Below are 17,390 nucleotides of genomic sequence, written 5' to 3' on the forward strand. Positions count from 1 at the left end.
GAGCGGAGGCTACCATGTACAAGAGAGGGCTAGTTTTTTTCACGATCTTCAGTTTGTTGCTGACAGCAGCGTGCAGCAGCCAGGAACAGGCACAGCCGGCCGAGGTAAAGCGGGTTTCGGTGGAAACCGTCAAGCAGGAGCAAGTATCCCAGATGTCTGAGCTGTCTGCGGTTTTGCAGCCCTGGGAGGAAGCGGTCATCTCCTTCGAGGTAGGGGGACGAATCGTAGAGATGAAGCACGAAGAAGGCGACTCCGTCCGGGCTGGCGATGTACTGGCGCGAGTAGAGGATCAGGACTACGAGCTTCAGGTAGCTGCCTCCAATGCCGCCGTCCAGCAAAGTGCGGCAAGTCTTAGCAAAGTGCAAAACGGCGCGCGCGAGCAGGAGATCGCACAGGCGAAGCTGCAAGTGGACAAGGCGCAAATCGCGTATCAGAACGCAGAGGACAATTTCCGGCGCGTCGAAAAGCTGTATCAGGAAAACGCAGTCTCCCAAAGCGATTTTGAACAAGCGCAAAACGGGCTGAATCTCGCCCGAAAAGATCTGGAAAATGCAGAACAGGCATATTCCCTGGTCGTACAAGGAGCGCGTGCAGAGGATCAGGCACTGACCCAGGCTGCCTATCAGCAAGCGGTGATCTCCCGCGATGCCGCCGCGACGACGCTGGGCAAAACCCAACTGCGCGCGCCGATCTCCGGGACGATTCTCGGCAAACTCTCGTCTTCGGGCAATCTGGTCGCAGCCGGAACGCCCGTCTACCGGGTGGGCAATATCGACCTGTTGAAAGTCATCCTGCCTGTACCAGACCGGCAGATCGCAGACTGGCAGGTAGGAGAGACGATTGCGTTTGACCTGTACGGCCAGACGAGAAACGGGCAAGTAGTCAAAATTCACCCGATGACCAATGCCAGCACGGGGACGATCGGGGTGGAAGTACAGATTCCCAATCCGCAACGCGACTGGTTTGCCGGACAGGTCGTAAAAGCGACCAAGGAGCTGGACGGAAAGAGCGGTATCTTTGTGCCGGTGGAAGCCGTCCTTAGCCGAGGACAGGGGGAGCCCCACGTCTTTTTGTACATGGATGGCAAGGCGGTCAAAACAAGCGTTCAGATCGGCCAGATTGCCGACAACAAGCTGGAGATCGTGAATGGTTTGCAAGTGGGCGACCAGGTGATCGTCAAAGGAGCCGAGCGCTTGTTTGACGGCGATACCGTCGAGGTGACAGGAGGTACGACCTCGTGATCGAGTACATCGTCCGCAAGCGAAAAATCACCTTGCTGTTTTTTGTCATGGTCGTACTGGTCGGATTTTTCAGCTTTTTGCAACTGCCCAGGATGGAAATGCCCCATATCGTCGTCAATCTGGCGACGGTCACGACCGTATACCCCGGCGCTTCCCCGGAAAAAGTGGAGCAGATGGTCACCAAAAAGCTCGAGGAAAAAATCAATGAAATACAAGGACTCAACTACATTTCCTCGACATCGGCTCCCGGCGTTTCCTCGATTTTGGTGGAAACCAAAAGCGGTGTAGACCCCAAGCAGACGTGGGAGGAGCTGCGCAAAAAGGTAAAGGACGCAGAGGCGGATCTCCCGTCCGATGCGATGCAGCCGATTATCAACGATGACCTCAACCGCACGTTTGTCCAGACGATCGCAGTGACGGCAGATACGCAGGAGCAGTTGTACAGCCTGCGGGATACGATCGAGTCGTGGAAAGATCAACTGCGCACGCTGCCCAATGTCGCTGATGTCACGGTTCAGGGACTGCCCGAGCAGGAGGTCCATATCGAGGTAGACGCCCAGACATTAAGTGATTACGGATTGAGCTGGAGCCAGGTGCTGAGTGCGGTGAAGGCCGAGAACGAGCGAACTCCGCTGGGCGAGCTGAGCAGCGGCTCCAGGACCTACCAGTTGAGTCTGCCGCACTACACCAATGTGGAGGAGCTCAACCGCGTCCTGATCTCCCGCACGCCCGAGGGCTACCCGATCTACCTGGAGGATGTGGCGCGTGTCGAACTGACGACGGAGAAGGTTTCCTTCCTCGCCTATTTTAACGGCAAGCCCTCTGTGTCGATCAGCATCAATGCGGAGACGGGAAGCGATGTCCCCTCCTTGCAAGTAATTGTGGATGAAATGATGGCCTCGTTGTCCAGTACGCTTCCGGTCTGGGCGCAAACACACTCGATTTACAGTCAGAAGGAGCGGGTCGACGAGCTGTTCCACGATTTGTCCAAGGAGATGCTGATTGCGATTGCGGCGGTCTTGCTGATTTGTACACTCGGATTGAATCTGGTGACTTCGCTCGTCGTAGCCTTGGCGATCCCGATTTCCCTGGCGATGGGCATGCTGTTTTTGCCGTCTTTCGGGATTTCTCTCAATATGATTTCGATCGTGTCGCTGATCATCGTGCTCGGTATTCTCGTCGACGATGCGGTGGTCGTGAACGACAATATCGAGCGGCGGCTGTCTGTCCTCAGGGAAAAGCCGATGCAGGCAGCGGTAAAAGGAGCGAGCGAAGTATCGATCTCGATTCTCACGGCGACGCTGGCGACGATTGCCTCCTTTGGACCGCTCATGTTTCTGGAAGGGAATGCCGGATACTTTATCCGTCCCGTTCCGGTCATCATTTCCCTGACGATGCTGGCTTCAATGATCATGTCGCTGACGATCATCCCGATTTTTCGGCAGTGGTATGAAGAGCGCAACAGAAAGGCAGAGAAAGACTACCGGAAGCCGGCAGGTCTTTTGGGCAAGCAGCTTGCGCAGTTGACCGAGTGGTACGCCAACCGGATGATGCCGCGCATTTTGAAGCGCCCCTTGCTTTCCGGGATGGTCGGGGTGCTGATCGGTACAGCAGCGTACGGCTTGATTCCGTTTACCCCGATCGAGCTGTTCCCCAAGGATGATCGTCCGCAATTTTTGGTCAACGTCCGTATGCCCGTAGGGGGAAGCATTGAGGAGACCGCCCGGGTAGTGAGCGGCGTCTCTGCGTGGATCATGCAGCAGCCGGAGGCAGAATCGGTGGCAGCCTATGCAGGCGGCAGTGCGCCGAAGATGTTCAGCGGCGATACCGAGGCGGGCAGCGGCACTCACATCGGACAGCTCGTGGTCCGCTACGATCAAAGCCAGGCTGGCATCGACGAAATACTGGCAAACTGGCAGGAAGCGCTGGACCAGCAATACCCGGAAGCCAGCATTTTGCTGGAGCAACTGGAAACAGGCCCGCCCGTGGGCAAACCGGTCGTCATTCGTCTGCTGGGCGATGACATCGGTACGCTGCGTACACTGTCGGAGGGGCTCAAGGACCAGATCGCAAAAGTCGGCGGGACCTACAATATTCAGGACAACATGGACATTGAGCGGTACACGCTGGAATTTGTCGTCAATCAGGAGATGATGGAACAAAAGCTGGTCAACTACAATACGCTGTCGCAGACGCTGCGCCTCGCCAGCGAAGGGATTACGGTCAGCGAATTCGATAACGGAAACGACCTGATCGACATCAAGCTGTTCTTGTCCAAAGAAGAGGCTGATCCGGCACTGTTGTTCGAGCGCCTTCGCGTGCCCAATGCCCGCGGCGAGCTGATTCCGTTGTCCCAGTTGGCGGAAGTCAAGCCGACGTTTAGCACACAAGCGATCCCGCACTGGAAAATGTCGCGCAGTGTGACAGTTTCTGCTGATGTCAAAGGACGGACTGCGACTGAGGTGATGAGCGAGATCCGGCCGATCCTGAACAATTTGTCGCTGCCGGATGGCTACCGCTACGAAATCGGCGGAGAGACCTCCGAACAGACGGACATTTTTATCGATATGGGCAAACTCTCGGTGATTGTCGTATTCCTCATTTTGCTTTTGATCGCGATGCAGTTCTACTCGCTGTCGATTCCGCTGCTCGTTATGAGTACGGTGTATCTGGCCGTCTCCGGCAGTCTGATCGGGTTGTTCGTGACGCAGACACCGCTCGGCTTTATGACGATGATGGGCGCGATCTCACTGGCCGGTATCGTCGTTCGTAACGGGATCGTCTTCATTGAATTTATCGAGGAAGCACGCCATGCCGGGGTCGAGTTGAAACAGGCGGTCATCCAGGCCGGGGAGGCGCGGCTGCGTCCGATCCTGCTGACATCGCTGACCGCTGTAGCGGGGCTTAGTCCTCTGGCGCTCTCGGGCGATGTACTGTTCCAGCCATTGGCGGTGACGATTATCTCCGGGCTATTGTTCTCCACGCTGTTGACCTTGATCGTCGTTCCGTCCTTTTACACCGTGATGATGCTGCGCAAACAAAAAAGGCAGGCGAAAAAGGCGGCAAAGCAAGTAGCCACAGGCGGTATTGCAACGGAGCTGGAATGAGCAATCAGGCGGTCTGGCCATAGTGCCAGGCCGTTTTCCTAGTGGAAATGAATGTGCTATAGTAGAAGAACGACTAGATTGACAATTTTTGCAAGGGTCAGGGAAAGGAGTGTCCAGATGCGAAAGCCCCGGCTTCTCGAAGAAGAAAAGGTATTTAAAGACCCGGTTCATCGCTATGTTCACGTCCGTGACGCATATATCTGGGATTTGATCAACTCCGCAGAATTTCAACGGCTTCGCAGGATCAAGCAACTGGGCACCAGCTTCCTTACCTTTCACGGCGGCGAGCACAGCCGTTTCAACCATTCGCTTGGCGTCTACGAGCTGATGCGCCGGATTTTGGAGACGTTTGAGGGACGAATCAAGCTGAGCTACGAGGAACAACTGCTCTGCCTGTGCGCTGCTTTGTTGCACGATGTCGGACACGGGCCGTTTTCCCATTCGTTTGAAAAGGTGTTCCGTTACCACCACGAGGACTGGACGCGGGCGATCCTGCTGGGAGATACCCAGATCAACACGATCTTGCGCCGCATCGACGAAGATTTTCCCCGCAAACTGGCAGAAGTCATAGCCAAAACCTATGAAAACAAGCTGATCGTCAGTCTCATCTCCAGCCAACTGGACGCGGATCGAATGGACTATTTGTTGCGAGATGCCTATTACACGGGGGTCAACTACGGCAACTTTGAAATCGAGCGGATTTTGCGGGTGATGCGCCCCTCCGAGGACGGGATCGTGTTCAAGTACAGCGGGATGCACGCCGTGGAGGACTACATCATGTCGCGCTATCAGATGTACTGGCAGGTGTACTTCCATCCGGTGACGCGCGGCGGCGAGGTAGTGCTGCGCAAAATTTTCCAGCGAGCCAAAGATTTGTACCGTCAGGGCTACGCCTTTTATCAGGAGCCGATCATGCTGCTGCCGTTTTTGCAGGACAAGGTGGAGCTGGCCGATTATCTGGCGCTGGACGAGTCGGTGATTCTTTTCTACATGCAGATGTGGCGGAAGGAAAGCGATCCGATTTTGAATGATTTGTGCGCGAGATTTTTAGACAGGAATTTGTACAAATACGTCGAATTCCATTCAAGGGATTTCCGTCTGTTACAGGAACTGCAAGAACTGTTTCGGGAAGCGGATATTGATCCCACGTATTATTTGGAGGTAGACACGACTTCCGATCTGCCCTATGATTTTTACCGTGCCGGAGAAGAAGAGGAACGTATTCCGATCATGCTCAGGATGCCGTCGGGCGAACTGGTGGAACTCTCGCAAAAGTCCGAGATTGTCCAGGCGATCAGCGGCAAGCGGCGGTTTGATTACAAATTGTACTTTCCGATGGATAAAGTGATGGCTTTGCCGGGGGATCTCTCCCGCAAGATACGAGAACGTCTGGGAGTGATGGAAAATGCTGAGGCGTCACGCCAAGATTATTCGCCTGATTGAGGTTGCGGGTGAGGTAAGCGGACGAAAAAAACTGCAAAAGATGGTCTACATAGCCAAGCATCTCAACATGGATTTTGATGAGCGCTACGAGTTTCACATGTACGGTCCGTACTCGGAGGAACTGACGCTGCGCGTGGACGAGCTGTGCAACATGGGTCTGCTGGACGAGCAGGTGGAGAGCAAAGGCGCTATCCATATGTACCGCTACACGCTGAACGAGACAGGCCGTGATTTTCTGCGCTACAACGAGGTGGATTTGGGCCCGGGTGAGCGTGCCATCAGCCGGATGAACGAGGAGAACTCCCGCTTTTTGGAGCTGGTCTCGACGATTCTTTACTTCAGCCATTTGCCTTATGAAGAGATGAAAAACAAGATTTTTACGCTGAAAAGCAAACAGCGCTACACCGAGGAAGAAATCGCAAAAGGACAGGAGTTTGTCGCCGAGCTCAAGTCGCTGATGGGAGCAGACAGTTCTTCTGCGATGTAGGACAGCACTTATTCGTACAGGTAAATACGATATGACAGCATGCACTCACTTTGTCAAAGGTTGAGTGCATTTTTTTTGTCTCAAACAGGCTTGCCATAATGGAGGAAGCCCATTTCTTCACCCTGGCGAGAAGGATTTTTCAAAGGAGGATGATTGGTGATGAAAGCTGTGAATGACTGGTTGACTCGTGTGTTGGTTGTGACGGTCGTTATGGGTGCCTTGTCTTTTTCTGCGCCCGGGACCAGTGCAGCCAGTTCTACCAGTGAATATACTGCCTATCCAGAGGTGGGTGCAGTAGAGTTTGTTTTGAAACAACGGCTGATGTGGAATTATGCGGATGGTCAGTTCCATGGCGATCAACAGATTTCCCAGGCGCAATTTGTTTCCAGTCTAGTTGCGGTTCTTGGAGTGACAGAGACAGAGCCAGTACCGCAAATTCCGGATGGTCATTGGGCCAAAACCGTCTATGAACGCGCTCAAAAGGCAGGCATCTTGAATGGAGTGGAGATTAACCCGAACAAATTATTGAACAAGGAAGAGACAGCTCTTTTGGTATTCAATGCATGGAGACCGTATAGAGGGGAGAAAAATCAAGGGTTTACTAACACAGGGGCGCTGATCACATGGGGCTGGATGCAGCCTGCTCCGCAAGGACAGCCCAAATTTCGCGAGGATTTGCCGGTTACGAGGGCTGATGCTGCGTTGATATTGAGGTATTTGTGGCAGGATAAGTTAAATCTGGAGTTGGGCGAGAAGTATGCTCTTGAATTTCATAAAAGTTTGAAGGTGGAGAATGGGTACTTGATTGGGACGGTGCCGAAAGGGGATGGGTTGTTGCGTCTAAGAGCTACTTTCCATTCTAAAGAAAATAAGTACCTTAATTTTGGAAACGGAGAATATTTTAAACTAAAAATAGAAGGTCTAAATAACATGGCCTTTACGGCAACAAATCAGCTTGATTCTACTAACGCAGTCGCGTATCACTATATCAAGTTTCCAAGTCTTGAACGAACAAATTTTACGAGACTATTTTCAAGAAAATAAGGTAATGAATTATGAAAATTTATGCTATTCAAAAATGGTTTAGTATATTTCTAGTTATTCCTGTTTTAATTAGTGGGTGGGGTGGGCTTTTTCCCATAACAGTTCAAGCTGCTGGTCCTAACCTACATGAAATTGTTGTTGGAACTGTAAATTCAAATAAGGAAATTGTACCGAAAGGAGAAATTACTGAGATTGATATATCCTCCATTTCAGCGACATTAGGTGCAACTATTGCCGATATAGAAATAAATGGTGTGAAAGATAACAGGCAAGTCTTAGGGTTTGCAGATTTGGATGATAAGGCTGACAGGGGCTGGTACTTTGTAGATATAGATGAGGCTATATACTGGATCAACCGTTTTGGAGGTAATCAAAGCTATATTCTAAGCGGTGGTGATGCAAATGTATATAGCAGTACAGTAACAGCTATTAACCAGGCTGGTTTTAATCCCTATCAAGCCTATAACCTCGCCGAACTCGCAACTGCTTCAGGAGGAGCAGGATTCACGAGTGGAGACAACCTTGTTCCTGACGGCAACGGTTATAAATCTGTGGGACACTTCCGTACCACACAGCGTCCGACCGGGAACGTGACAGCGCCGAAAACGGAATATGAGATCAACGACATTGTTCCGATAACAGTAACCGGAAACGACTTTTCCTACTACCATCGAGGAATCATTGTATGGAGTGTCTCGGTCATTAATACCACAACGGGTAGGGGATACCAACAACTGAGCCCTCACAAAGTCATCAAAGATCCAAGTACAAAAGAATGGCCTGTTAACAATACGGTGACTCCTGAGCCTTTTTCTTGGAGTGAGACTTACAACTATGTACCAACAGAGTCTGGCGTGTATGAAGTCACCTTTGTAATGACAGACCGGAACCATCGTTCTCGCCAAGGTTCTCCGACTATGACAGAATCCACTCCCTATGTATTTCGATTCACCGTAGGCACTCCCCTCCCCCCTCCTGATGAGGGCGAACCGGTGGGTCCAGAAGACCCACCCCCTGGACCAGCCTGCTCCCCGAACTCAAGCAGAACAACCATGAACTTTCAAGTAGTAGGTGACAAGGACATAAAAGACTACTCGCGGGTTGAAAGCGGCGGCAGTGCCATCCCCGTCGAACCGTACGCAGATATTTCCTTGTTCGCATCCAAACCGGGAACCTTCCAAGTGGACGGAGTGGAATTGCGGCCCGGTTCCGGCAATGATCGGACGCGGGGCCTGGGGTATTTCGGCGGCTCAGGGACGGTTACGATCACCTATGTCAGTGACGACGGTAGAGACTGCTGGGAAAAGTCATTCCGTGTCCAGTCCGGTGGAAATGAAGAAAACTCTTGTCCCAAAATAACGGTAAACCATACTTCCTACAGAAGCGGCAGTACGATTGAAGTCATGCCTGGCGAGGAGCTAAAGTTCCGGGCATCCTTCACCAATAAAGCTGGTGAAACAGATCGCGCTTCTGTATGGTGGATCGTGACCAAACCGGATGGAACAGAAGACACTTCCGGCAACTACGAAACGGATAATCGAGATCGAGAAAGATGGCGAGCCGAACCGTATTGGGAATTTGATCTGCCGCGATGGGCGCGTGGAAAACAATCTTCCCGTTTAGATCCGCACGACATCCCGTTGGAACCAGGAAAAACGTATCACTTGAGAATCGGCTATGAAGGTACGACGTTTGCCAACCTCGATTGCAACAATTGGGAAGTCACGGTTGTGGTCAAGGATATCGCTTGTACAATCCAGGAGCAAAACAGAATCAAGATGTACCGCTATGGCGCCTACCCGAATCCGATCCCGCCTCGGGGAGAGGAAATCAGTGGCGTGGCTCCTCATATCATATTTACGTCCATGTTCACCCGATTAGATGACGGCAGGTACGATACCAACATGGGCTACTATGCAGACGTTTCGGGAACCTGGTACTTGAATGAAAACGGCACGAGAACACAGTTGAGCGATCTGCTGGCCCCAATGGAAAGGCTCCATTTGTACTTGCCACAACATTACGGTGCGGGAGACACGGTCCTGTTGGAGTTTGTTACCGATACGGAGTGTGTTCGAACCGTCACCATTGAGATCCATTCCGACAACAAGTGTCCGACCAAGACATTGGGCAATGTACGTTTTAACGGTGGGTTTAGTTTGGTAGAGGAAACCAATTGGGAGTACGAGGTGCGGTTTGGAGAAACCATTACGATTGACCCGTTAGACATCCGCAAAGGCGGCACTTGGCGTGTATCGCTTCAATCTGATTCCCCAGTGAGAATCAACAGCGTAGCGATGCGCTGGTATAATCCGGACACGCGAAACTGGGAGCGAGAACGAAATGGGAAGCAAATGTTGCCAACAAAAGATGGGTACAAGCATTATTTGTATTTCCCGTCCGACCCTGATACGGACATCGCATTAGAAGGTCTATACCGCATCACGATCTACGGCGAGAACAATACTGCTTCGTCTTGCGAAGGCGACTTTTTCGTCGAGATCGGGCCGACTGGAGATATGGAAAATCTGTTGATCGTCAAGAGCAGTTTTTCCATTACACCGAAAGCTCCGCAGTTTCCAGGCACGGAGGCGACCGTTACATTCGACATTAAAAATGCCGGAAAAACGGAGCATGATACAACCTTGGCAGTCCGCTGGGAAAGTTCGCCTACTGCTACGATGCTGGACGTGAAGGGCTTCAAACCGGGAGAAGTGCGCACGATTACGATTCCGACGCTCTATCCGCAAAAGTCCGAAGATTTTATCGGCAACATCAACCCGGACAAGGACAAGCCGGACAATGAACGCATCTGGACGGACAACCGCGCTGTCTGGCCTGTAGAGGTGATGAAAGAAATCCCGAGCCCGCCGGGTGGAGGTGGCGATTTTGACGGTGGCGAGATTGGTTTGGAGATTTACGACAGCGATAATCGTCAACTGCAAAGACTCGAGGCACAAGCAGACGGTGTCTGGGAGAGGGAACCGGCACGCATCCGTGTCGTCATTGACCAGACAAAAATCAATGAAGGATTCGCCCGTACTGAACAGGAGATTAACGCCAATATCGCAATGTACAAAGCCCAACTGGAGGAATACGTATCTGGAAACGGCGTACAGAATATTCGGGTAACGGCGACTCCCGAGCAGATTGTCAATGCCAAGAGCCTGGCAGTGTACGAGCCGGCTACGCTCCAGCTGCAGGTGAGCGGCCCGGGTACGCCTCAGCAATGGCCGGTCAGCAGCACTTCGACTGGAGGCGATTTCCTCTACACGGGGACAGTCGTTCCGACACAGACGACCTGGCGGCAGGTCCTCGATTCGCGACCGTACGTGGCCCAAATCAATGGGTTTGTAATCACGATGGACCATCGGATCGATTTTAACGTCTCATATGACGTCTGTTCTGGCGATGAGGAGGAAGAAGCGTGCGATTCACGGAGCTTTACGCGCACCATGTCTGGGCGCTATACGATCACCGTAACAGGCGGACAGCGCTCCTTCGAGGTGTTTGAACCCAATGCGACCGGCTCGATTCACCATACAGCGGAGTGGATCGAATACCACGCCCGGGACCGCTATCCCGACAGCCGTCCCAATGATTTCTACGCCGGGGAACGGATCTTGTCGCAGCTCGAACTGCAGCCGAGACATCGTCATCCCGTGAGCGGGAAGTACCCGGTAGTGGAGAGCGCAGTCGCCTGGATTTCGGAGACGGGCCGACAGCAAACGGCGCTTCAATCCCGGCTTGTCTTGCAGCCGGCTGGGGAGACCCGCTGGAGAGGTCCGAACTACCAGGCTTCCAAACTGGGAACACGCGAGCAGGGCGTAGATACGCCGCTGATGGGAGACAAGCAGCGAGGTTTTCAGAAAGATGCCAGCTACGCCGTCTATTACTCTGTGAGCTTTCAATTCGGCGTGGAAAAAGGCTTCCCGTACGCCAACAAGCTGTCTGGAACGGGGCATGGACAGGAGGATTACCGCATCCCGTTCCGTATCATCGCCAATGCCTGGGAGCGGCAGGGAATCCGCAATCACTCGACACAATAACGAAGTTTAGTGTCATTTCCGATACGCAAAATTATTTGCGCCCCCTCTCTTTCTTTCTCTACGCTGATAGAGAAGAAACGGTTGAGGGGGTATTTTTGTGGGAAAATCCGTAAAGCGACTGATCCATCTGCTCACGTTGATCGTGTTGGCAGTAAGCATGTCTGTCCCGGTCGGGTGGGCGCGCCAATCGGACGAGCCTCATGTACCGGAAATGATAGCCTGGCTCGAAGAAGACGAGCTGCGCGTACAAATCGAGCTGGATGATGCCGCGAAAAAGGCGGAGCTGTCTTTTTCCCAGAGTGGACAAGAAAAAAGCCGTACCTTCCGTGACGAGAAACGGATTTCCGTAGCCGTGCAGCTTGTTTCATCCGCACCGCTCGTCGCAGAGTTGATCACGTCTTCCCGAGATGAGACTTATCAGTGGCAAGTATCGATTCCCGAGGAGACTGCTGTCGTGGGGGAGAAACTCGCGATCCAGGTCAAAAGCTGGAGTCGATCAGCGGCGAGAGAGCATAATCTGTTGCAGGTTGCCGTACGTTCCGGGGCAACGGAAATGGATGAGCCGGATGAAGAAAATTTCCCAGACAACGACAAGGAGGAGAATCCGGACAGGTCGCGGATCGAGAAATGGGCAGAAGAATATTACAAACAGTTCGAACTGGGAGAAAAGCCAAAGGAGGGGCAATTGAAGGCGCTCCGCAACTTTTTCGAGATGGAGCCGAACGATACCTTCGAGAAGGCGGACTGGATGTACGAGGATAAGGATGCGTTCGGCAGAATCAGGGAGAAGGGCGACGTAGACATATGGAAGATCAGGGCGACGCAAAATGGCGTTATGAATGTTTCTTTGCAGGATATTCCCGCCAGGATGAATTACTCCTTGTACGTGTTTGACGAGCAGAGACGTGAGCTGGTCAGTTCGGAAAAGCCGGGGCAGACGCAGTACATTCAGGGAGTAGCCGTAAAAAATCGGGAATGGTATTACATCATGGTGAAAGGCGCAGGCTCTTCCTACAGCAAAGACCAGTATTACCGGTTGCGGGCCGAATTTCAGTCTGCTCCGACTGTAGTAAACCAGGATCCGTACGAGCACAACAATTCCTTTGGAAACGCCTCTGACATCGGGGAGCAGCGCACGATTTATGCCAACCTGCACAATGTAAAGGACCTCGATTTTTACCGGTTTTCCATTGATCTCGCCTCGACTATTATCGTCAAATTGGAGGGCGTGCCAGCGGGGATGGATATTGACATCTACCTGATGGATGCCAAGGGAAGCACGATCGGAAAGTCGGAAAAACCGAAAAATGCGGATGAGGAGATTGTCGTCAATGCCGATCCCGGTACGTACGTGATCAAGGTAATGGCGAGCAAGCGCTCCGGATACGCCCCGCATACGTACCAGCTTACATTGTCGACCCCTGCCATGCCGGTCGTTTTGATACCAGGTATTGGCGGCACCAGGTTGCTAATGGAGGAGCGGGGGGAGGTGTCGGAAATATGGCTGGGAGCGGATGAAATCATTGGGGGAATCGGAGACCCCACACACCGCAGGGCTTTGACCTTGACACCCGTGAGAAACGGGAGTGTGGATGTCCAACCGCTCAATCCCGGTATTCGAGTATTTCCCGAAGAGGATGATAACGGGTTCCGCGCGATCGAATATCTCTCCTACGACTTCCAGGGCGTGACTGAGCAGTACTACAGCATGGTGAAGGAGCTGGAAAGCCAGGGCTATGTGAAAGGCCAGACGTTGTTTGCCATGCCGTACGATTGGCGTTACAGCAATGCCACCAATGCCCGTTACCTGAAAGAGAGAATCGATCAGGCGCTGGCGAGTTCCGGGGCGCGTCAGGTGCAACTCGTAGCGCATAGCATGGGCGGGCTGCTTGCACGAGAAACTCTGCTGTCCAATGTCTCCTACCAATCGAAAGTACATCGGATCATCTACATGGGCACGCCTTTTCTCGGCTCCCCACGTGCTTACCAGGCATTGAAATTCGGCTACGATTTCGGGATACCGCTCGTTTTCCATGAAGATACAGGCAAGCAGATCGCAGAGTTTAGCCCGGCTGTCTATGAACTGCTGCCATCCAAAAAACATCATAGCCTGGCTCCGTTTCTGATGAAAAACAGCAAGGACAAATACAGCTATACAGATTTCCAAAACCAGACGACGTTGCGTGTTCCTTACGAGCCTCTGCTGAACCAGGCGATCAAATTGCATGACAAATGGGAAAACAAGACGATGCCGAACATCAAGCAATATTCGATCATCGGCACCGGCAAATCCACACTGATGGGCTACCGCTACCACAGCCTCATTAATCGGTTTACGCCCTATTACGACAGAAGCGAGGGGGACGGCACCGTGCCGCTTGTCAGCGCGGAATACGCCCAAAAAGATATTTTGAAGAAGTATTACGTCAAAGGAGATCATGCCAAGCTGCCGGCGATCAAGGGTGTGATCCAGCAGGTGGTGAATTTGCTGAAAGGAAAGGACAGTACCAAGGCAGGGATCAGCAAGTCGGCCAGCAAGTCCAATGACTATCTCTACTACATGCTGATGCGCGATGACGGGGAGTTCCCGGTCGTCACCATCGAAAAAGCGGGACAGGAAATGACGATCGACCAAGGCAGACTGGAGTGGCGAGAGGATCTCTCGGTTGAAAAACACGGCAATCTCGTCGTGATTCACTCCCTGGACAATCAGCCGATCACGTTCCGCCTGCCTCCTGGAGAGGATGCAGAAGCAGGCTTGCGCGTCCTCGTCTTCTCTTCGAAGTTCTCCAAGAAGGAGCGCGAATCCGGGAAAGAGTACATGCTGGGGGATGAAGGGCTGATCGAGGTGGAAACACTGGAGAACTAAAGGCAATTCCCACAATTTTGTTTCCGCTGTCGGGCACATGGTCAAATTGCTTTCCATGCCTGTTTGCGAGTAGAATAAAGGTAGGATTTCTATTCGGAAGGGTGAATGGCATGGATATTTTTGATACGAAAAAGGGCGGCTTTACAATTATGAACAGCACGAAGACAGACGTTCAACACCGCGGGTTCGGCCAGGGCGTACTGGATTTGAGCGCAGTCTCCTCCGTGATCATTGACGGCGATGAAGCCTATATCGATATGGGTGCCCTGCACGCAAAAAGCTCTGTAGAAAAAGGGATCAAGTGGACGACGAACAAGGAGGAAGTGCCAAACGGCAAACCGTATTGGCTGGTATGGGTGACCGTGGATCGCAATGAAGCAGGTCCGTACTACGCCGGGGCAACTGCCTGCTACATGGAAATTGACCGGGAGGCGCGTCGCGGCTACAAAATCCTGGCGGAGCATGTCAATCGCATGGATTATTCGATGAAAAGACGGATCATGTTGTCTGATCTGGGGGAAAAGGAAAAGACAGCCTTGAAAAAACTTTTGATCGATAACAATGCAGAGATGTGGGAGAATTCGACGGAAGAATTGAAACAGGCTTTAGCCTGAAGAAAAAATCTTGAACGCTATGTGAACAAATTGTGAAATCAATTGTTACCAGAAATGAAGTCAGGTAAACTTATGTTCATATCTGTGTACATGTACACTAGGTCAACAAACAGGGAAAGAGCCGTCACTCTTTCCCTGTTTGTCTTATTTTTCAGCTCATGTTTTTCACGCTCTTGCGGAACAGTAAGATAGCATGACTGCAAACGCTGTTACGGAAGAGGTGTCGTCTACGTGGAACAAGATTTCCGCACAGAAGTCGAAAACAACGATCACTTTGCCAGACATGGCGGTGTACACTTCCGCACGAATGTACCTCCGCAAGACATTAATAACTTTATCCGTAAATTACCGGCTGGAAAGCGGGACAGCCTGTTCGAAGTTCTGGACCAGCTCGATCAGGCTGGGCTGATCACCGTCGTCAACGACCATCTGTTTTCTGACGGCAATGGCGTGATTGGTGGCGGCGAACAGCAGCACAGTTAATTCCCCGGCTTCCACCAGCTTCCCATCCGTTGCCAGAACGACGAGGAGTCAGGAGCTGGCAGCGGAGTGGGAACGGTTTCGTTTTCCGGCAAATGGTCGGTACAGTATTCATGTGGTTCAGTCCCGCTGGCGAAGTAGAACAGCTCAGGATTCGGGCAGTGCTCGGTAGCCAGCTTGCCGGAAGCTGGATCGATGTATACGGAGACTACGCCTGCTGGCATCTCGAACAGGGCAGGAGGCTCATCCTGCAGGGCGCTTTCCATGAATTGCGCCCATATTTTTTTGGACAGGTACCCTTCCGTGACGTCATCGACGAGGCGATTTTTGTCATACCCGACCCATACTGTCGTTACGAGTTGCGGAGTAAACCCGCTCAGCCAGGCGTCTACATCGGTAGAGCCTGTTTTTCCTGCCACTGGTCGGTCGAGCTCATTGGCGACGCGGTGACCTGTTCCACTGCGCTCAAAAATGCTTTGCATCATATTGACGAGAAGTGCCGAGGCGACCGGATCGGCGGCTTGCGTCTTGACCGTTTGCTCCTCTACCAGCACATTTCCTTGGCTGTCCTCGATCGAGGTAATGGCGATCGGCTCCACCAGCTCCCCATTGTTGACGATAGCCCCGTAAGCGGCATTCAACTCCAGCGGCGATACGGGAGATGTGCCCAGTGCCAGAGACGGCACGGGGGTAATTTTGCTGCTGATCCCCAATTTCTGAGCCTGCTCTGCTACTTTTTGCGGCGTCAAAAATTCAATCGTTTTCACCGCGTAAATATTGTCCGAAGTCTTGATCGCCTCGCGCATGTTGATCATGTCGTGGGCGTAGCGATTGCCGAAGTTGCGCGGGATGTACTGCTTGTTGTTGTCGTAGGTGAACACCGTCGGCTCGCTCTTCATCATTGTCAGGGGGGTAAAGCCGTTTTGCAGCGCGGCCAGGTACAGGATCGGCTTGAACGCAGAACCAGGCTGGCGTTTGGCCAAGACGCGATTGTACTGGCTTTTCTTGTAATCTCTGCCGCCCACCATTGCTTTGATATGACCCGTCTTCGGGTCCATTGCGACAAGCGCCACCTGCAGGTCGGGATTGTCGGCCGGGAGTGACTTGGCGATTACCTCTTCAGCTTTTTTCTGCATGACCGGATCAAGCGTCGTATAAATTTTCAGTCCGCCATGAACGAACAGTTCTTCATCGATACCGTATTTGTTTTGTACGAGATTGGCGATGTAATCGCGGAAGTACGGAGCAATCTCTGCCACCTCTGCCTGCGAGCGTTCACGCAGCGTGATTTTTTCCGCGTATGCTTCTTCCGCTTGCTTGCCTGTAATCAGGCCATCCCGTTCCATCGCGTTGAGAATCAGCTTCTGCCGGGATTTTGCCCGTTCGAAATCGGTGAAGGGCGAGTAGTAGGACGGCCCCTTGGGGATTCCCGCCAGCAGTGAGCTTTCCGCCAGCGTCAGGTCTTTCGCGTCCTTGCCAAAATAGGTCTGGGCCGCTGCCTGGGCGCCATATGCGGAATGACCGTAGTAAATCTGGTTTAAGTACATCTCCAGAATCTCGTCCTTGCTGTAGTTGAGCTCTAGCTGGATAGCGAGCAGTGCTTCCTTGATTTTGCGCTCCCAGGTCTTGTCCAGTGTCAGGTAGAGATTGCGGGCAAGCTGCTGGGTAATCGTACTGGCACCCTGCCGCATCTCCATGCTGATGACGTCGATGTAGGCGGCCATGGCCAGCCGTTTCAAGTCGAAACCGTAATGGTCGCGGAAGGAGCGGTCCTCGATCGCGATGGTCGCATCGATCAGCGAGGGGGACATTTCTGACAGTGGTACGACGGTCCGGTTTATACCGCGATGCATCGTGTCCAGCACTTCGCCTGACGCGCTGTAGATGGTCGTGGTCTGTTTCACGAACGTCTCCGGCAGCGGCTGCGACCGCAAGTACAACAACAGGAGCAAAACTGCAAAAGATAGACATAATAAGCCCAAAAAGAAATATTTGATACAGGTTTTCAGAAAGCGCAGATAGCGAATGATCGGCGCTTCATTTACAACTTCCATGG

Annotated in this window: 10 protein-coding genes; 9 read left to right on the forward strand and 1 reads right to left on the reverse strand. The window is 52.4% G+C overall.

Annotated elements, in window-relative coordinates; genetic code table 11:
• The first annotated feature begins 14 nt into the window (after positions 1 to 14).
• The 9 genes from ACAF76_RS01105 (at position 15) to ACAF76_RS01145 (ending at position 15,337) form a co-directional block, all read left to right on the forward strand.
• Positions 15 to 1,241, forward strand: coding sequence for an efflux RND transporter periplasmic adaptor subunit (locus ACAF76_RS01105; protein WP_400162203.1), 1,227 nt, complete (start codon positions 15 to 17; stop codon positions 1,239 to 1,241).
• On the forward strand, positions 1,238 to 4,348 hold the full coding sequence (locus ACAF76_RS01110; protein WP_400162204.1) for an efflux RND transporter permease subunit: 3,111 nt from the start codon (positions 1,238 to 1,240) through the stop codon (positions 4,346 to 4,348). The genes ACAF76_RS01105 and ACAF76_RS01110 overlap by 4 nt, the downstream gene beginning before the upstream one ends.
• Positions 4,349 to 4,465: 117 nt before the next feature.
• Complete coding sequence (locus ACAF76_RS01115) at positions 4,466 to 5,791, forward strand: HD domain-containing protein (protein ID WP_400162205.1); 1,326 nt, start codon at positions 4,466 to 4,468, stop codon at positions 5,789 to 5,791.
• Positions 5,754 to 6,278, forward strand: coding sequence for a YwgA family protein (locus tag ACAF76_RS01120; protein WP_400162206.1), 525 nt, complete (start codon positions 5,754 to 5,756; stop codon positions 6,276 to 6,278). Before ACAF76_RS01115 ends, ACAF76_RS01120 begins: the two co-directional genes overlap by 38 nt.
• A gap of 159 nt (positions 6,279 to 6,437) precedes the next feature.
• A complete protein-coding gene (locus ACAF76_RS01125; RefSeq protein WP_400162207.1) occupies positions 6,438 to 7,322 on the forward strand; it encodes an S-layer homology domain-containing protein in 885 nt (294 codons plus the stop codon).
• A 1,052-nt stretch (positions 7,323 to 8,374) separates the two neighbouring features.
• Positions 8,375 to 11,371: an ABC transporter permease gene (locus ACAF76_RS01130; protein ID WP_400162208.1), complete on the forward strand. Its 2,997-nt coding sequence runs from the start codon at positions 8,375 to 8,377 to the stop codon at positions 11,369 to 11,371.
• Between the two features lie 97 nt (positions 11,372 to 11,468).
• Positions 11,469 to 14,240, forward strand: a complete 2,772-nt coding sequence (locus tag ACAF76_RS01135; RefSeq protein WP_400162209.1) for a lipase/acyltransferase domain-containing protein — start codon at positions 11,469 to 11,471, stop codon at positions 14,238 to 14,240.
• 110 nt (positions 14,241 to 14,350) lie between these two features.
• Positions 14,351 to 14,854, forward strand: coding sequence for a YwhD family protein (locus ACAF76_RS01140; RefSeq protein ID WP_400162210.1), 504 nt, complete (start codon positions 14,351 to 14,353; stop codon positions 14,852 to 14,854).
• Positions 14,855 to 15,085: 231 nt separating this feature from the next.
• On the forward strand, positions 15,086 to 15,337 hold the full coding sequence (locus ACAF76_RS01145; protein WP_400162211.1) for a hypothetical protein: 252 nt from the start codon (positions 15,086 to 15,088) through the stop codon (positions 15,335 to 15,337).
• Here ACAF76_RS01145 and ACAF76_RS01150 read toward each other — a convergent pair.
• Positions 15,334 to 17,388: a transglycosylase domain-containing protein gene (locus tag ACAF76_RS01150; RefSeq protein WP_400162212.1), complete on the reverse strand. Its 2,055-nt coding sequence runs from the start codon at positions 17,386 to 17,388 to the stop codon at positions 15,334 to 15,336. The genes ACAF76_RS01145 and ACAF76_RS01150 overlap by 4 nt on opposite strands.
• Positions 17,389 to 17,390: the final 2 nt, after the last annotated feature.

It is taken from the genome of Brevibacillus sp. TJ4 (assembly GCF_044627595.2).
Lineage (GTDB): Bacteria > Bacillota > Bacilli > Brevibacillales > Brevibacillaceae > Brevibacillus.